17 protein-coding genes are annotated in these 15,187 nt (G+C 58.1%); 14 read left to right on the forward strand and 3 right to left on the reverse strand.

Going from position 1 to position 15,187, the window contains the following annotated elements; all coding sequences use genetic code 11:
• Window positions 1-150: 150 nt before the first annotated feature.
• From ACR0AW_RS03455 to ACR0AW_RS03520, 14 genes are all read left to right on the forward strand, one after another.
• The gene (locus ACR0AW_RS03455) at window positions 151-1,641 is read left to right on the forward strand and encodes a replicative DNA helicase (protein WP_170421945.1); all 1,491 of its coding nucleotides are present in this window, start codon (window positions 151-153) and stop codon (window positions 1,639-1,641) included.
• Window positions 1,642-1,814: 173 nt separating this feature from the next.
• Window positions 1,815-2,753 carry a 2OG-Fe(II) oxygenase family protein gene (locus ACR0AW_RS03460; protein ID WP_170732359.1) on the forward strand — a complete coding sequence of 313 codons (939 nt, stop codon included), beginning with the start codon at window positions 1,815-1,817 and terminating at the stop codon, window positions 2,751-2,753.
• Window positions 2,754-2,801: 48 nt separating this feature from the next.
• Entirely contained in the window at window positions 2,802-3,836 is a 1,035-nt protein-coding gene (gene alr, locus ACR0AW_RS03465) for an alanine racemase (protein ID WP_170732361.1), read from the forward strand.
• A complete protein-coding gene (locus ACR0AW_RS03470) occupies window positions 3,833-4,615 on the forward strand; it encodes an MlaE family ABC transporter permease (RefSeq protein WP_170732363.1) in 783 nt (260 codons plus the stop codon). Before alr ends, ACR0AW_RS03470 begins: the two co-directional genes overlap by 4 nt.
• Entirely contained in the window at window positions 4,612-5,358 is a 747-nt protein-coding gene (locus tag ACR0AW_RS03475; RefSeq protein ID WP_170567110.1) for an ATP-binding cassette domain-containing protein, read from the forward strand. The genes ACR0AW_RS03470 and ACR0AW_RS03475 overlap by 4 nt, the downstream gene beginning before the upstream one ends.
• A gap of 14 nt (window positions 5,359-5,372) precedes the next feature.
• Complete coding sequence (locus tag ACR0AW_RS03480; RefSeq protein WP_170732364.1) at window positions 5,373-6,026, forward strand: hypothetical protein; 654 nt, start codon at window positions 5,373-5,375, stop codon at window positions 6,024-6,026.
• Window positions 6,020-6,469, forward strand: coding sequence for a paraquat-inducible protein A (locus ACR0AW_RS03485; RefSeq protein WP_170732450.1), 450 nt, complete (start codon window positions 6,020-6,022; stop codon window positions 6,467-6,469). Before ACR0AW_RS03480 ends, ACR0AW_RS03485 begins: the two co-directional genes overlap by 7 nt.
• A gap of 148 nt (window positions 6,470-6,617) precedes the next feature.
• Window positions 6,618-7,394 carry a DNA repair protein gene (locus ACR0AW_RS03490; protein WP_170421961.1) on the forward strand — a complete coding sequence of 259 codons (777 nt, stop codon included), beginning with the start codon at window positions 6,618-6,620 and terminating at the stop codon, window positions 7,392-7,394.
• 121 nt (window positions 7,395-7,515) lie between these two features.
• Window positions 7,516-8,880, forward strand: a complete 1,365-nt coding sequence (gene radA, locus ACR0AW_RS03495; protein ID WP_170732365.1) for a DNA repair protein RadA — start codon at window positions 7,516-7,518, stop codon at window positions 8,878-8,880.
• Between the two features lie 40 nt (window positions 8,881-8,920).
• Window positions 8,921-9,493 (forward strand): CvpA family protein, encoded by a 573-nt coding sequence (locus tag ACR0AW_RS03500; RefSeq protein ID WP_170421967.1) that lies wholly within the window; start codon window positions 8,921-8,923, stop codon window positions 9,491-9,493.
• A gap of 471 nt (window positions 9,494-9,964) precedes the next feature.
• The gene (locus ACR0AW_RS03505) at window positions 9,965-10,120 is read left to right on the forward strand and encodes a hypothetical protein (protein ID WP_170396817.1); all 156 of its coding nucleotides are present in this window, start codon (window positions 9,965-9,967) and stop codon (window positions 10,118-10,120) included.
• A 16-nt stretch (window positions 10,121-10,136) separates the two neighbouring features.
• The gene (gene purF, locus ACR0AW_RS03510; protein WP_170396815.1) at window positions 10,137-11,657 is read left to right on the forward strand and encodes an amidophosphoribosyltransferase; all 1,521 of its coding nucleotides are present in this window, start codon (window positions 10,137-10,139) and stop codon (window positions 11,655-11,657) included.
• Window positions 11,658-11,895: 238 nt separating this feature from the next.
• Window positions 11,896-12,144 carry a hypothetical protein gene (locus ACR0AW_RS03515; protein ID WP_170396813.1) on the forward strand — a complete coding sequence of 83 codons (249 nt, stop codon included), beginning with the start codon at window positions 11,896-11,898 and terminating at the stop codon, window positions 12,142-12,144.
• Between the two features lie 42 nt (window positions 12,145-12,186).
• Entirely contained in the window at window positions 12,187-12,831 is a 645-nt protein-coding gene (locus tag ACR0AW_RS03520) for an SDR family NAD(P)-dependent oxidoreductase (RefSeq protein ID WP_170732366.1), read from the forward strand.
• Window positions 12,832-12,892: 61 nt separating this feature from the next.
• Here the strand turns inward: ACR0AW_RS03520 and ACR0AW_RS03525 are convergent, their stop codons facing one another.
• The 3 genes from ACR0AW_RS03525 to tatB form a co-directional block, all read right to left on the reverse strand.
• Window positions 12,893-13,735, reverse strand: coding sequence for an ATP-binding protein (locus ACR0AW_RS03525; protein ID WP_170732453.1), 843 nt, complete (start codon window positions 13,733-13,735; stop codon window positions 12,893-12,895).
• Window positions 13,736-13,850: 115 nt separating this feature from the next.
• Window positions 13,851-14,729, reverse strand: coding sequence for a twin-arginine translocase subunit TatC (gene tatC, locus ACR0AW_RS03530; RefSeq protein ID WP_170396809.1), 879 nt, complete (start codon window positions 14,727-14,729; stop codon window positions 13,851-13,853).
• Entirely contained in the window at window positions 14,726-15,184 is a 459-nt protein-coding gene (gene tatB, locus ACR0AW_RS03535) for a Sec-independent protein translocase protein TatB (RefSeq protein ID WP_170396807.1), read from the reverse strand. The genes tatC and tatB overlap by 4 nt, the downstream gene beginning before the upstream one ends.
• Window positions 15,185-15,187: the final 3 nt, after the last annotated feature.

Genomic DNA, 15,187 nt, shown 5'->3' on the forward strand with positions numbered 1-15,187 from the left:
TTCATCCACAAGATGTTGACGCAACCCTGCCTCATCCTTCAATATGATGGGGCAGAGAGATATGCACAGCATATCCCCAGAAAACATACAATTTGCGCCGACTCACAGGGCCGCGCTATGGCCTCTGTCCACGGGACAAAGAGAACAGCAATGAACGAGATCAGCAGTATCGAGCAGGCCGCCGCACAGATTCAGAACCCAGAAACAATGCCGCACTCCATCGAGGCCGAGCAGCAGCTTCTGGGTGCGATTCTGACGAATAACGATCTGTATGATCGGGTCGCATCGATTATTGGGGCCGAGCATTTCTATGATCCGGTTCATGCGCGCATCTACGAAGTCGCGTCGACCCGTATCGCTAAAAATGCGCTGGCTTCACCCGTCACGCTGAAGTCTTTCATGGCCGAGGATGAGGGCCTGAAGGAACTGGGCGGTCCGGCCTATCTGGTCAAGCTTGCCGGTGCCTCGATCAGTGCCTTTGCGGTGCATGACTACGCCCAAATGATCTATGACCTCGCCATTCGGCGCGAGCTGATCCGGCTGGGCCGGGACATTTCAGACAAGGCTGCGAGGGTCGATGTCAGCAGCGAGCCCAAAGAGCAAATCGTCGAGGCCGAGCAACAACTTTATCAGTTATCCGAGCAGGGCCAGACCGAACAGGGTTTTCAATCCTTCCTCAAGGCGGTCACAGAAGCCGTCAACGTCACCAACGAGGCGTACCAACGCGGTGGCGGCATGGCGGGGATTTCCACCGGTCTGGCCGATCTCGACAAGCAATTGGGTGGCCTGCACCCGTCCGACCTGATCATTTTGGCCGGGCGTCCGTCGATGGGTAAGACATCGCTGGCAACAAACGTCGCATTTAACGTGGCCAAGGCCTACAAGCGCGGCACCAAGCCGGACGGCTCTGAAGGTGCGATCGACGGCGGTGTGGTTGGGTTCTTTTCACTCGAAATGAGCGCCGAGCAACTTGCGGGCCGGGTTCTGGCCGAGGCTTCCGAGATTTCCAGTCACAAAATCCGCCAGGGCGACATGACCGAGTCCGAGTTCCGCCGCTTCGTGGACGCCGCGAAAGAACTGGAAGCCTGCCCGCTGTTCATTGATGACACCCCCGCCCTGCCAATCTCGCAACTCGCTGCCCGTGCACGGCGGCTGAAGCGGACGCACGGGCTGGATTTGCTGGTGATCGACTACCTTCAGCTCTGCCGCGGAATGGCCGACAACCGGGTCAACGAAATCGCCGAGATTTCGATGGGCATGAAAGCCATCGCCAAGGAACTCAACATCCCGGTCATCGCATTGTCACAGCTCAGCCGACAGGTAGAAAGCCGTGACGACAAACGCCCGCAGCTGTCTGACCTGCGGGAATCGGGCTCGATCGAACAGGATGCCGACGTTGTGATGTTCGTGTTCCGCGAGGAATACTATAAGGAACGCGAAAAACCCGGCGATCACGAGTTGGAAAAGATGGAAGAGTGGAAACAGGCCATGGAGCGCCTGCATGGCAAGGCCGAGGTCATCGTCGGCAAGCAGCGCCACGGCCCCATCGGCACGGTCGAGCTGTCGTTCGAAGCTCAGTTCACCCGATTTGGCAATCTGGTCAAACCTTGGCAACAGGACAGCCAGATCGAGGGCTATTGATCCCTTGACCAGCCCGGTCCGATGTGTACGGATCGGGCCATGCAAGCTTGTCTCAATCCCCTACCCCGGCGCGTGATTCTGGCGCGTCATTTCGGGCATCGCCGCAAACGCTTTGCGGGATAGACCGGGGGCATTTTTGCCCCTGCAATCTTCCCAATATAAGCGAGAGAGACATGACTGAGTTCACAGAGATCCCCGTTATTCGTCTGGGTGCACGCCCTGATGAGGAAATCGCGGCCGAGTTTCGTTCGGCCTACGGCACGACTGGTTTCGGCTATATCGAAGATCACGGAATAGACCCGCAGCTGATGCGCGATGTGTTCGAAGCCTCAAAACAGTTTCACGCGCTGCCGCTGGATCAAAAGCTGGCAATCGCAGTCGACCACACGCATCGCGGATACATCGTCATCAACACATCGACAGATGTGAACTCAACACTGGCCGATGTAAAAAAACCCAACCAATCCGCCAGCTTCATGATGATGCGCGAGGATGCTGGCGTTGATCCCGATATCTACCTCTCGGGTCCAAACCGATGGCCTGATCTACCGGATTTTCGCGACACCCTGGAAACCTACGTTAAGGCTATGTCGGCCCTTGGACGCAGATTGATGCATATCGCGCTGATCGCTTGCGAGGCGCAGGATTTCTCGGTCCTTTCCGCGTTTGATGAGCCTACATTCTGGCTGCGTCTGCTTCACTATCCTCCGCAAGCAAAGACCAGCCCCGATGATCTGTTCGGCTCGGCCCCGCACACTGATTTCGGATGCCTAACGCTGCTCGCTCAAGATCAGGTGGGCGGCTTGCAGGTCAAAACACCGTCAGGGCATTGGGTTGACGTTCCGTCCCGTCGCGACGCCTTTGTCGTCAATGTCGGGGATATGCTGCACCGGATGTCGAACGGCCGCCTGCTTTCGACGCCGCATCGGGTCATCAACCGTTCGGGCCGTGAACGATATAGCGTTCCGTTCTTCTTTGATCCTCATGTCAGCACAATCATCGAACCCCTACCCGGGACCGGCCAACCTCAGTTTAGCCCCTTATTATTTGCGGATTTCCTGCGTTCCGAGCTGGAAGCGGCCTATGAGGCGCATAAACCCGCCAAGAATTAAGGTGCTCCCCCCTTGACCTGGGCCAATCCGATGTGATGAACGGCATTTATGAGTACCGCACATCTGACGATAAATCTGCACGCGCTCGCCCAGAACTGGCGGGCGCTTGACGCAAAGACCCAGGTTGAGACCGGCGCAGTGGTCAAAGCTGACGCTTACGGGTTAGGTGCCGGTCCGGTCGCCTCTGCGCTGGCTGAGGAAGGCGTTGCAAAATTCTTCGTCGCCGTTGCCGAGGAAGGCGTGGCCGTGCGTGAGGCTGTGGGCCCCGGCCCGTTGGTTGCGGTGTTTTCCGGACATATGGAGGGTGACACGGATCTGCTGCGCCAGCATGATCTGACGCCGCTGATCAACTCACCGGAGCAATTCAAGCGCCATCGTCAGGCCCTGCCCGATCATGGTTTTGGCATACAGCTCGACAGCGGTATGAATCGCCTTGGGCTTGAGCCTGCGGACTGGGCTGAACTGCGGCACGAAGCCCTTGCCCTGGACCCGTTGGTGGTAATGTCGCACTTGGCCTGCGGGGATGAGCCTGAACATCCAATGAACCGCCAGCAACTGGACACGTTCAAACAGATGACCGATGGCGTCGACGCACCGCGCTCGCTTGCGGCGACGGGTGGTACTCTGATGGGGCCGGAGTTCCACTTTGACTTTTGCCGCCCTGGGATTGGCCTGTACGGCGGGATGCCCTTTGCCGGGGCCAAGCCGGTCGTCACCGTCGATCTGCCGGTGATTCAAGTGCGCGACGTCGCCGTGGGCGAAACCGTCGGCTACGGCAACAGCTGGAGCGCACGCCGTCCGTCGAAGATTGCGACCGTTGCGGCAGGCTATGCCGATGGGCTGCATCGCGCCATTGGGGGCGGCATCGATACATTCGCTGGTGATCAGCCCTGCCCGGTGGTAGGACGTATCTCGATGGACCTGATCACCGTGGATGTGACTGACTTGCCGTACAAACCTGATCGCCTGCGTATCCTGAACGGGCACCAAACCGTCGATGATCTGGCCGAGGCTGCCGGCACAATCGGCTATGAAATTCTGACCTCGCTCGGCAGTCGCTTTTCGCGAGGCTACGTGGAATGAACCCCGTTTCATTGCTGGGTGAGCTGGGGCGTTCCATCCTGACCATGTTCGCCGCGTTTGGCCGCGTCGCGCTGTTTGCGCTCGACGCGGTTTCGCATATTTTCCGGCCACCGTTTTACCCGCGCGAGTTTGGCATCGCCTTGCTGAACATCGGCTGGCTGTCCCTGCCCGTGGTCGGCCTGACCGCCATCTTCACCGGCGGCGCACTGGCGCTGCAGATCTACGCAGGTGGCGCGCGTTTCAATGCCGAAGCCGTGGTGCCCCAGATCGTCGCCATCGGCATGGTGCGAGAGCTTGGACCGGTGCTGGTCGGCCTGATGATCGCCGCCCGCGTGACGTCTTCGATCGCCGCCGAGATCGCCACGATGAAAGTGACCGAACAGATCGACGCTCTGGTCACATTGTCCACCCATCCGATGAAATACCTCACCGCCCCACGCGTGCTGGCCGCCCTGATCACGGTTCCAGCGCTGGTCGGGGTCGGAGATATCATCGGCATTGCAGGCGGCTACACCGTCGCGACGCAAAATCTGGGCTTCAACCCAGCGGCCTATCTGAAAAACACCGTCGATTTCCTTGAGACACGCGACATCGTCTCGTCACTTGTCAAAGGCGCCGCCTTCGGCGTGATCGCCGCCATCATGGGCTGCTACTACGGCATGTCCTCGGGCCGTGGCGCACAGGGCGTGGGCCGGGCCACCAAGGGCTCGGTCGAGGCCGCCGCCGTGCTGATCCTCGCCGCCAATTTCGTACTCACGGGGGTGTTCTTCTCGCTATGATCCGGATGGAGAACGTACATAAGGCCTTCGACGACAACCACGTGTTGCAAGGCATGAACCTTGAAATTCCCAAGGGCACCTCGATGGTCATCATCGGCGGTTCTGGAACTGGCAAATCCGTGGCGTTGAAATGTATCCTCGGCCTGATCAAACCCGACGGCGGCATGATCTATGTCGACGGCAAAGACGCCGCGAAAGGCGACCGCGATGCGTTTCTGGCCCGCTTTGGAATGCTGTTTCAGGGCGCGGCGCTGTTCGACTCGCTGCCCGTCTGGCAAAACGTCGCCTTCCGCCTGCTGCGCGGCTCGTTGAAACGCCCCGCTGATGAAGCCCGCGAAATCGCCATCGAGAAACTGCGCCGCGTGGGCCTGAAATCCAACGTTGCTGACCGGTTCCCGGCCGAGCTGTCGGGCGGCATGCAAAAACGCGTCGGCCTCGCCCGCGCCATCGCCGCCGAGCCCGAGATCATCTTTTTTGACGAACCCACCACCGGCCTTGACCCGATCATGTCCGGCGTCATCAACGACCTGATCCGAGAAATCGTGACCGAGATGGGCGCCACCGCGATGACCATCACCCACGACATGAGCTCGGTCCGCGCCATTGCCGACAACGTGGCCATGCTGCACGGAGGCGTGATCCAGTGGACCGGCCCGGTCGGTCAGATGGACGCCTCGGGTGATCCTTATGTGGAGCAGTTCATAAGCGGCAGTGCCGAAGGGCCGATTGAGGCGGTTCGGTAGATTAGGTGAAGTAGATGGATCCGTTTGAAGACTTGGAAGATGTTATTCTTGAGATCAAGAGGATTAACGGCGGACATTTGGGCGGCACAAAAGACTATGCCCATGCTACGCAGATCGCGGGTAAATTGTTTGAGCAATATGGAAAAGCCATTGAGCTCGCAAAACAAATGGGGCAACCAATTCAAATTCTAGACCCGTCTAGAGCCGAAAGCGTTGAAAAAGCATGTGACAGGGTCCTTTTTCAGATCCAACAGTTAGAATTGACCATTAAGATTTTTAAGGGGTCCAGAAGCGTTTTAGTCGATTATGAGAACCATCTTGTTCGCTTAACCAAAGAGCAAGTCGAAGAAATTGAAGGACACATAAATGAGGCTCGACAGAAAATTCGATCCTCAAGTGCATTCGAAGAGAAGCATAAGCGAAGGCTTCTAAACCGGCTTGAGAAACTCCAGTCCGAGATCAACAAGAAGATTAGTGATTTGGATGTCATGTTGGCAGGTGTAACTGAAGTGACCGCCGTGGCAGGTCAAAGCGCCAAGAACCTGAATCCCGTAGTGGATTTGTTTAAGAGAATTTTCCTGATAGCCGAAGGAGAGCCTGACGAACCGCTTGGACTTCCAGCACCCCCGAAACAAATCGAAGACAAAACTGGAGAAGCGGAATCCTAAAGATCGCCACCCTCTTCCTCCTGATCCTCTACCCCATCGCGTGGTTCGCCCCGCTGATGCGCGCAGGGCTCCTGCCTATCTTCGGTCTCTCCGAAATCAGCGTCATCACCGGTCTCCAGTCCTTGTGGAAATCCGACATCTTCCTCGCGCTGGTTGTCACCATCTTCGCCCTCTTTGCGCCCTACATCAAAACCATCGGGACCGCGCTGATCCAATGGAACCTGCTAGACCCGCGCGTCCAGCCCGCACTGAATATTCTCGGCAAGCTGGCGATGGCCGATATCTTCCTCATCGCGCTCTACATCACGCTGGCCAAAGGCATCTCATACGCCACCATCGAAACCGCATGGGGTCTCTACCTGTTCACCGGCTGCATTCTGGCCTCACTTGCACTGGGCCATATTACAGAGATGACATTTGGATCACGAAAACCTCAGACCTAATTGATTGAAAACAGATTTCTGAGTATCATCTTTATATTTCGAGCAGTAAATTTTGTAGTTTTCGGGTCCGTAGCGGATCACTTCGCGTCTGTCTAACCTTCCGCTTCGGCCCGGTTTTTGTACCGGTTGAAGAAGGAGAACGACGATCATGGCCGCCCTCCACACAATAACATTGCAATTTCAGAATACCTTATTAAGGCTCACTTTTTTCCTGATCTGCGCCGCAGCATTGTTCGCGGTGACGACCACCATTTTATCCGCGATTGGCATCCTGCCCTGGCTCTCGTTGCAGGCCGGTCTCAGCAACGGTGCAACGATTGACGCAGGCGTATATGTTCAGGCCGGATTGACCGCCCTGATCCTGATGCTGGTCTTCTATCTGCCATCGAACGCCCGCATGATGGCGCTTGAAAACACCCATCGTAAGTTCACAATGAATATGCAGGACGTGGCCGGGGCCTATCAGGTCGCCCATGCCGCCGACCGCAGCGGCGCCTTTGCGCTGGCCTCCGAATTCGACGCGGTGAAAGAGCGCATGGCCTTCCTGCGCGATCACCCCGATTTGCAGGGGCTCGAACCGCAGGTGCTGGAACTGGCTGCTCAGATGAGCCAGATCAGTCAGGAACTGGCCGAGACCTATGGGGACACAAAGGTCGAACGCGCCCGTGCCTTCCTGCGGCAACGTCAGGAAGAGGTCGAACAATTCCAGCAGCGCATCGAGGAAGCCCAAATCATCCAGCACGAGCTGCGCCAATGGACCCGAGACATCGAGATCGAGGAATCCATCGCCAAATCGCAACTCGCGCGCCTCAGGGATGAGCTGTTCGATCTGCTTCCGGAACTGTCGGCGCAATTGCAATCCCCCACGGACGATCAAACACCGGGCAGCGTGGTCGCGATGACCCCGCCGCGTGCCGCGGAATAGGCGCGTCTAGCGCCCGCAGCGGACGATGGCCCGAAGGGCCTGAGGACGTGGCGCGCCACCGGCGGTGAGGAAAGCCCGCAAGGGCTTGAAGAACCGCCTTTCCTCGGGCACCAAGGGCGACATGGCAAAGACACACTCCTTCTCCTGCTCGGCCTGCGGAGCCTCTCACACCAGATGGTCGGGCCGCTGCGATGCGTGCGGCGAATGGAACACTATCGTTCAGGAAGTGCCGCTTTCGGCAGGACCAGCCAAGAAATCCCTCGGCGGTAAACGCGGACAGTCAATCGCGCTCACCGACCTCTCGACCGAAGAAACACCCCCGCCCCGCACCCTCTGCGGTGTTGAAGAATTGGACCGTGTCCTCGGCGGCGGCCTTGTCCCTGCATCGGCGCTGCTAGTGGGCGGTGACCCCGGCATTGGCAAATCGACCCTCTTACTGCAAGCTGCAGCACGTTTTGCCCGCAAAGGTGTCAAAACCATCTACGTCTCGGGCGAGGAGGCCAGCGCACAGGTTAGGATGCGCGCGCGCCGGTTAGGTCTGGAAGAGTCGCCGGTGCAATTGGCCGCTGAAACCAACCTTCGGGACATCCTCACGACGCTAGAGGCAGAAAAACCCGGCCTCGCCATCATCGACTCGATCCAGACGATGTGGGCCGACAATGTCGACAGCGCGCCGGGCTCGGTGTCGCAGGTGCGCGCCGCAGCGCATGAGCTGACGACATTTGCAAAACGCCACGGCGTATCGATCATCATGGTTGGCCACGTCACCAAAGAAGGCCAGATCGCTGGACCCCGTGTAGTCGAACATATGGTCGACACCGTGCTTTACTTCGAAGGCGAACGCGGGCACCAGTTCCGCATCCTGCGCGCCGTTAAGAACCGCTTTGGCCCAGCGGATGAGATTGGCGTCTTCGAAATGACCGGCAAAGGGCTGGCGCAAGTCACCAACCCCTCGGCCCTGTTCCTATCGGAACGCGGTAAGCCCAGCCCAGGTTCCGCCGTATTCGCAGGTATCGAAGGCACCCGCCCCGTGCTGGTCGAATTGCAAGCACTGGTGGCGCCGTCCCCCCATTCCCAGCCCCGCCGCACGGTTGTGGGATGGGATAGCGGGCGGCTCGCCATGATCCTTGCAGTACTCGAAGCCCGCTGCGGCATCCCCTTTGCCGGGCTCGATGTCTATCTGAACGTCGCCGGAGGGCTGAAAGTCAGCGAACCCGCCGCTGACCTCGCCGTTGCTGCTGCACTGCTCAGCGCTCGTGAAGACACCGCCCTGCCTGCCGATACGGTCGTTTTCGGAGAAATCTCGCTATCCGGGGCACTTAGACCAGCCCCGCAGACCGAAAACAGGTTGAAAGAAGCGCAAAAACTTGGTTTCACAGCGGCAATTGCTCCGGCAGGTGGCAAAACTGGCACTGTGGCAGGTCTGACACTCACCCGACCCTCTGATTTGGTGGGGTTTGTTGGCGAAACCTTCGGAGCAGGGTAAAGTCGCGCCTTGAGGGGCAGAAAACGAACAGGCGAGGGCCATGGAAGGTTTTACAATAATTGACGGGGTTGTGGCCCTGATCATCGTGCTGTCGGGCTTGCTGGCCTATTCGCGCGGTTTCATGCGCGAGGTTTTGGCCATCGCAGGTTGGGTCGCCGCGGCAGTTTTAGCATTCATCTTTGCGCCGCAGGCTGTGCCGCTGGTCAAAGAAGTGCCAGTGGTCGGTGAATTCCTGCGCGACAGTTGTGAGCTTTCGGTGATTACCGGCTTTGCCGCCGTCTTCGCCATTGCACTGATCGTGGTCAGCATCTTCACGCCGCTATTCTCTTCACTGGTGCAGCGTTCTGCGCTTGGCGGCCTGGATCAGGCGCTTGGCTTCTTCTTTGGAATCGCACGCGGCATATTGCTGGTTGCGATTGCGTTCTTCGTCTACGACACCGTGATGACCGGTCAATCCTACACGATGGTCGATGAAAGCCGCTCGGCCAAGGTGTTCGAACAGTTCAGCAGCAAGATCGAGGAACAAAACCCCGAGGCGGCGTTGGGTTGGGTTACCGCCCAGTACGAAGAGCTGGTCGCAAGCTGCACCGCCGACAACGCCTCTGAGGGTTAATCAAACCAAATTCCAAAGAAAAGCCCGGTTTCAGCCGGGCTTTTTTGCGTTTGGTTCGGAAAAATCAGATAAACCCTTCGCCACCACAAATATTGCACCGGATGGTCTTCAGGCCAAAGCATCCGTCACATCGGCTTGAGATCGGCTTGCCATACTGGTCTCGGCTCTTGATCACTTCACCGGTTCCCTTGCAGATCTCGCAGGGTGCGCGCCCTGCCCCACGACATCGGTGGCAACGCCGCTTGACAGGTTTGTCCTTCGGTGTGTTTTGCTTGTGTTGCCACATGGCGTCTGCTCCACCAGGTATTGCCGGAATGCATGCAAAAAACCTTCGTAATGATATGACAGCATAGGTCTGTACATTTGTCATCCTAAACCCGCGGCGTGTACAATTCGCACCTGCGTCAAATCGCGAATGTGATCCTTTGATGACACACGCATCGTTTGGCATTATGTGGAGGCCATACCGACATGGAATCGGAGCTGCCGACCTTGCTGTATCTGTTTTCTTATGCGCTAGCCGCTTTCGTGCTTGTGCCTGAGTCCCGTGCAAACGGACCTAAACACACCATTCAGATACCCGTCCGCACCCGATCCGACCTGAACGCCATCCTAAGCAAGTCATAGAAATTGGAGCCCGTGTATGTGTGGGATTTTGGGGATCGCAAGCCGGACACATGATGTCTTTGCGGAAATCTATGACGGCTTGCTGATGCTTCAGCACCGAGGTCAGGACGCCTCGGGGATCGTCACCTACAACGGCGAGTTCTTCCGTGAGAAGAAAGCAAATGGTCTCGTCAAAGACGTGTTCAATGCCAGTGACGCCGAAACCCTGTTGGGAAAGGTCGGCATGGGCCATGTCCGCTATCCAACCGCTGGCTCGCTCAGCGCGGCCGAGGCGCAACCATTTTTCGTGAACGCGCCTTATGGCATCTATCTGGTTCACAACGGCAACATCACCAATACCGAAGAACAGCGCGAAAAGGTTACCGCGAAATACAGCCGTCACCTGCGCACCACCTCGGATTCCGAGGTCCTTCTGAACGTACTGGCCGACAAGGTCGCGGATGCGATCAAGGTCAATGGTAATGCTGATCCGATCCGCAACCTGTTTGCCGGTGTCAAAATGACGATGGAGCGGGTTCAGGGGGCGTATTCGGTGATCTGCCTCGTCGCGGGCGTAGGGATGCTGGCCTTCCGTGATCCTTACGGCATCCGACCTTTGTCTGTTGCCAAGCGTGCCGCAACTGGTGACGGCGATGATTATGCCTTTGCGTCCGAAGATGTGGCATTCGGCATCAACGGTTTTGACAAGCTGCGCGACCTAGGTCCCGGCGAGGCGATCCTTATCGACCTCGACGGCAATATGCACGAGTTCCAGGCCGTTGAAGGTAAACTGACGCCCTGCATCTTCGAGTATGTCTATCTAGCCCGACCAGATTCGCTGCTGGATGGGGTGTCGGTTTACAAAACCCAGATGCGCATGGGGCAGACGCTGGCCAAGCAAATTCAGGACTCGGGACTTGAGATCGACCGGATCATCCCTGTGCCAGATAGCGCCCGCCCTGTCGCGCTTGAGGCCGCAAAGATCACAGGCATTCCCTATCGCGAGGGGCTTGTGAAGAACCGTTATGTTGGCCGCACCTTCATCATGCCGGGCCAGGAAGAACGGCAGAAATCCGTGCGTCGCAAACTGAACGCGGTGCCTTTGGAGTTTGACGGTCATAACGTACTGCTGATCGATGATTCGATCGTGCGCGGCAATACAATCAAAAAGATCGTCCAGATGTGCCGTGAGGCCGGCGCCAAAAAGGTCTACATCGCCAGCGCCTCGCCCCCGGTGAAATACCCCAATGTCTATGGCATCGATATGCCCACCCGACACGAGCTTGTCGCGAATGGCAAAGAGATCGAGGAGATTCGCGAAGAACTGGGTGCGGATGCGCTGTTCTACCAACATCTCGACGATCTGATCTGGGCTGCCAAGGAAGGCAACCCCGAGATCGAAGCCTTTGACTGTTCCTGCTTTGACGGCAACTACGTCACCGGCGTCGACGAGGAATATCTGGGTAGTCTGGAAAACAGCAGTCGGGTCAGCAAAAAGCGTGAGGATATGCAGGTGGTCGGCAGTTCGTGGAACGCGGCGAAACTTGCCTCGGGGTGATCGGGCGAATCGCTTTGTCCTGAGGCGCCGGCCAAGAGACTTGCGCTAGCGGCCATAGGTCAGAATCCGCCGACAACCTATTGCTGAACAGGCTGCATTTGCAAAGGGTTCGGTATGCGGCATTCGAACCGCTTCCAACCGAGTGCTGCCGGCCTTTTGGTCCGGCAAAGCCCGTGTTACCCGGATGCCGAAAACCACTCACAAAACGGGGTCCGGGCGCGCAGCTCGGCCACAAACCATGGCAAACGCAACGGTGAAAAGCGCCGCCACACAGGCGGGGGCGCTCAAGAAGAACGCGGTCTCGGTATTGGGCATTTTTGGGCCCAAGGCGGACCTACAAGCCCTGGTCCGCATGTCGTCGGGGCGCATTAAGAAAGTGAAACCCGGCAGTCGTGTCGGCCCGGGTAAGGTGGTCGCCATTGATGAAAATGGCGTTGTGCTGCGACAAAGCGGCCAGAACCGCCGGATCGACATCCCCGGCAGCTGATCCTGACTTGACGCCCTGCGCGTGCAGGTTCAAACCCCCCTCATGACCGATCAGACCAAAATCGCCCTTATCACCGGGGCTTCTCGCGGGTTGGGCGCGGCGCTGGCCGAAGCGCTGGCCCCCGACTATCACATCGTCGCTGTCGCTCGCACTCAGGGCGGACTGGAAGAGCTGGATGACCGCATCCAGGCAAAGGGTGGCTCGACGACTCTGGCCCCCATGGACATCACCGATCCCAATGCGATGGCGACCCTGTGCCGGGGCATTCACGATCGCTGGGGCAAGATCGATTTGTGGTTGCATACTGCAATCCACACCTCAGCCCTGACGCCAGTGCATTTCGTTGATCCGAAGGAATGGAACAAGGCAGTCAGCATCAATGCAAACGCCACCTCGGTTCTGATCCCGTATGTCTCGCCTTTGTTGGGCGAAACTGGCCATGCCGTGTTCTTCGATGACCCGAAGGCAGGCGAGAAGTTCTATGGCATCTACGGCGCCACCAAAGCGGCACAGATGGCGCTGGCTCGCAGTTGGGCGACCGAGACCGCGCGGACAGGACCGCGCGTGTCGATTGTTGAGCCTGCACCGATGCCGACCGCCGTACGTGCGCGTTTCCATCCCGGTGAGGATCGGGATGTATTAACCAGCACTGCGGATGAGGCGGCGCGGATTATAGCACTGTTGTGAGAATGGCCCTGACGGGCCATGCCTCCGGCGGAGGTATTTCTGGCCAGATGAAGCGCGCGGACTAACCGATATGGACGCCGTTTCGCCCGGCGAGGTCGACGAAGAATTGCCAGGCGACGCGGCCCGAGCGTGCCCCCCGGGTGGCTTGCCACTCGATGGCTTCCGCGCGCAGAGTTTTTGGATCAACCTTGACGCCATGAGCGGCGCAGTAACGATCGATCATCGCTAGGTATTCGTCCTGATCGCAGGGGTGGAACCCCAGCCACAGGCCGAAACGGTCAGAGAGTGAGACCTTCTCCTCAACCGCCTCGGACGGATTAATGGCGCTGGAGCGTTCGTTTTCGATCATGTCGCGCGGCATCAGGTGGCGGCGGTTTGATGTGGCGTAGAACACAACGTTTTCCGGGCGACCTTCGATACCGCCATCCAGCACGGCCTTGAGCGATTTGTAATGCTGATCATCGTGGCTGAACGACAAATCATCGCAAAACAGGATGAACCTGTGCGGCGCGGCACGCAGGTGGTTCAGCAAACGCGCGACCGAGCCCATATCCTCGCGCTGCAATTCGACCAGTTTCAGGTCAGGATGCTCATCCTGCAACGTACCGTGCACCGCTTTGACGAGGCTGGATTTCCCCATTCCGCGCGCGCCCCACAAGAGCGCGTTGTTAGCCTTGTAACCCGCAGCAAAGCGGCGCGTGTTGTCCAGCAACGTATCGCGGGAGCGGTTGATCCCCACCAATAGATCAAGGTCGACCCGATTGACCTGTGTGACGGGTTCCAGCCGGTCAGGCTCGACATGCCAGACGAAAGCCGGGGCCGCGTTGAAATCAGGTGCCGCCAGCGGCGCGGGCGCCATGCGTTCCAACGCGTCCGCAATGCGATTCAGGGCTTGGTCGTCCATCGGCTCCTCCGGGATGTTCTGGCGGAGTTCAACCATGTTCCGATCAACACAACAAGAGTAGCAATTGAAAAAGGCGCGCCTACCTTGGGCGCGCCTTTAAAGCTATTGGAACAGGTTACTTGTTCTCTTCGTAATCCTGCATCACGTCTGCGTCGGCTTCGGCCTCTTCATCGTCGTAGTATCCATCGGCGCGCAACTGTTCTTCGCGCTTCTTCTCGACACGGGCGACCAGGAATATTGAAATCTCATAGAGCCCGTAAACTACGACAAAGAGGATGATCTGGGTGATCACGTCCGGCGGTGTGACAATCGCAGCCAACACCAGAATGCCTACCACCGCATATTTACGCACTGCCCCCAGACCTTCGGCACTGACAAGTCCGGCCTTACCCATCAGTGTCAGCAATACGGGCAATTGAAAGCACAGGCCAAAGGCAACGATGAACTTGATGGTCAGGTTGAGATATTCCTGCGCCGAACCCTGAAACACCACGCTCAAAGGTGCGGTTGCGCCTTCTGCTACAGCTTCCCCTTCCGCTCCAAATTGCTGGAAACCGAGGAAGAAGTCATAGGCCAGTGGCGTGACCACATAAAAAGCGAAGCTTGCGCCCAGCAGGAACATGAAGGGAGAGGCCAGCATGAACGGCAGAAACGCGTTCTTTTCCGATTTATACAGGCCCGGCGCCACGAACCTCCACATCTGCATTCCGATATAGGGAAAGGCCAGAATGAACCCGCCCAGCAGCGAAACCTTGATGGCGACAAAGAACCCTTCCTGCGGCGAGATGAAGATCAGCCCGCAATCCTGTCCACGCTCGGTCAGCACCTCACATAGCGGTTGCGTGAGGAAATTGAACAGTGGCGTGGCCACGGTGAAACAGATGATCATACCGATCAGAAACGCCACAACGCAGTGGATCAGCCGCGTACGTAGCTCGGCCAGGTGCTCGATCAGGGGTGCCGAGCTGTCCTCGATCTCGTCGGTCTTGGTCATGTCTTGCTTTCGGTTTTCAGCGCTGCTTCGGCCTCTTCCGCCTTGGCCAGCGCATCCGCGGCTTCCTTGGCCTTGCGCTCAGCGGCAGCGCGGGCCGTTGTGGCTTGGATCTTCTTGGCTTGCTCTGCTCGCTCGGTGGCCAGCTTGCCGGTCTCGCTGTCAGGGTCGAACTTGGTTGGGTCGATGGATTTGGCCACGTCGCGCGCGGCTTCGTTGATCCCGTCCATCGCTGTACTAACCGGGTTGGTCGCCGCGTTCAGGCCCTTCTTGATCTCATTGACGCCTGCTTCGTCCGCAGCCTCGTTCATTGCAGTGCTGAATTCGCGCGCCATGCCGCGCGCCTTGCCGACGAACCGTCCGACATTGCGAAACAGCACAGGCAGGTCCTTTGGCCCCACCACGATCAACGCGACGATGCCGATGACCAGAAGCTCGGTCCAGCCCAGATCAAACATCTA

This window comes from Ruegeria sp. C5, from assembly GCF_056537605.1.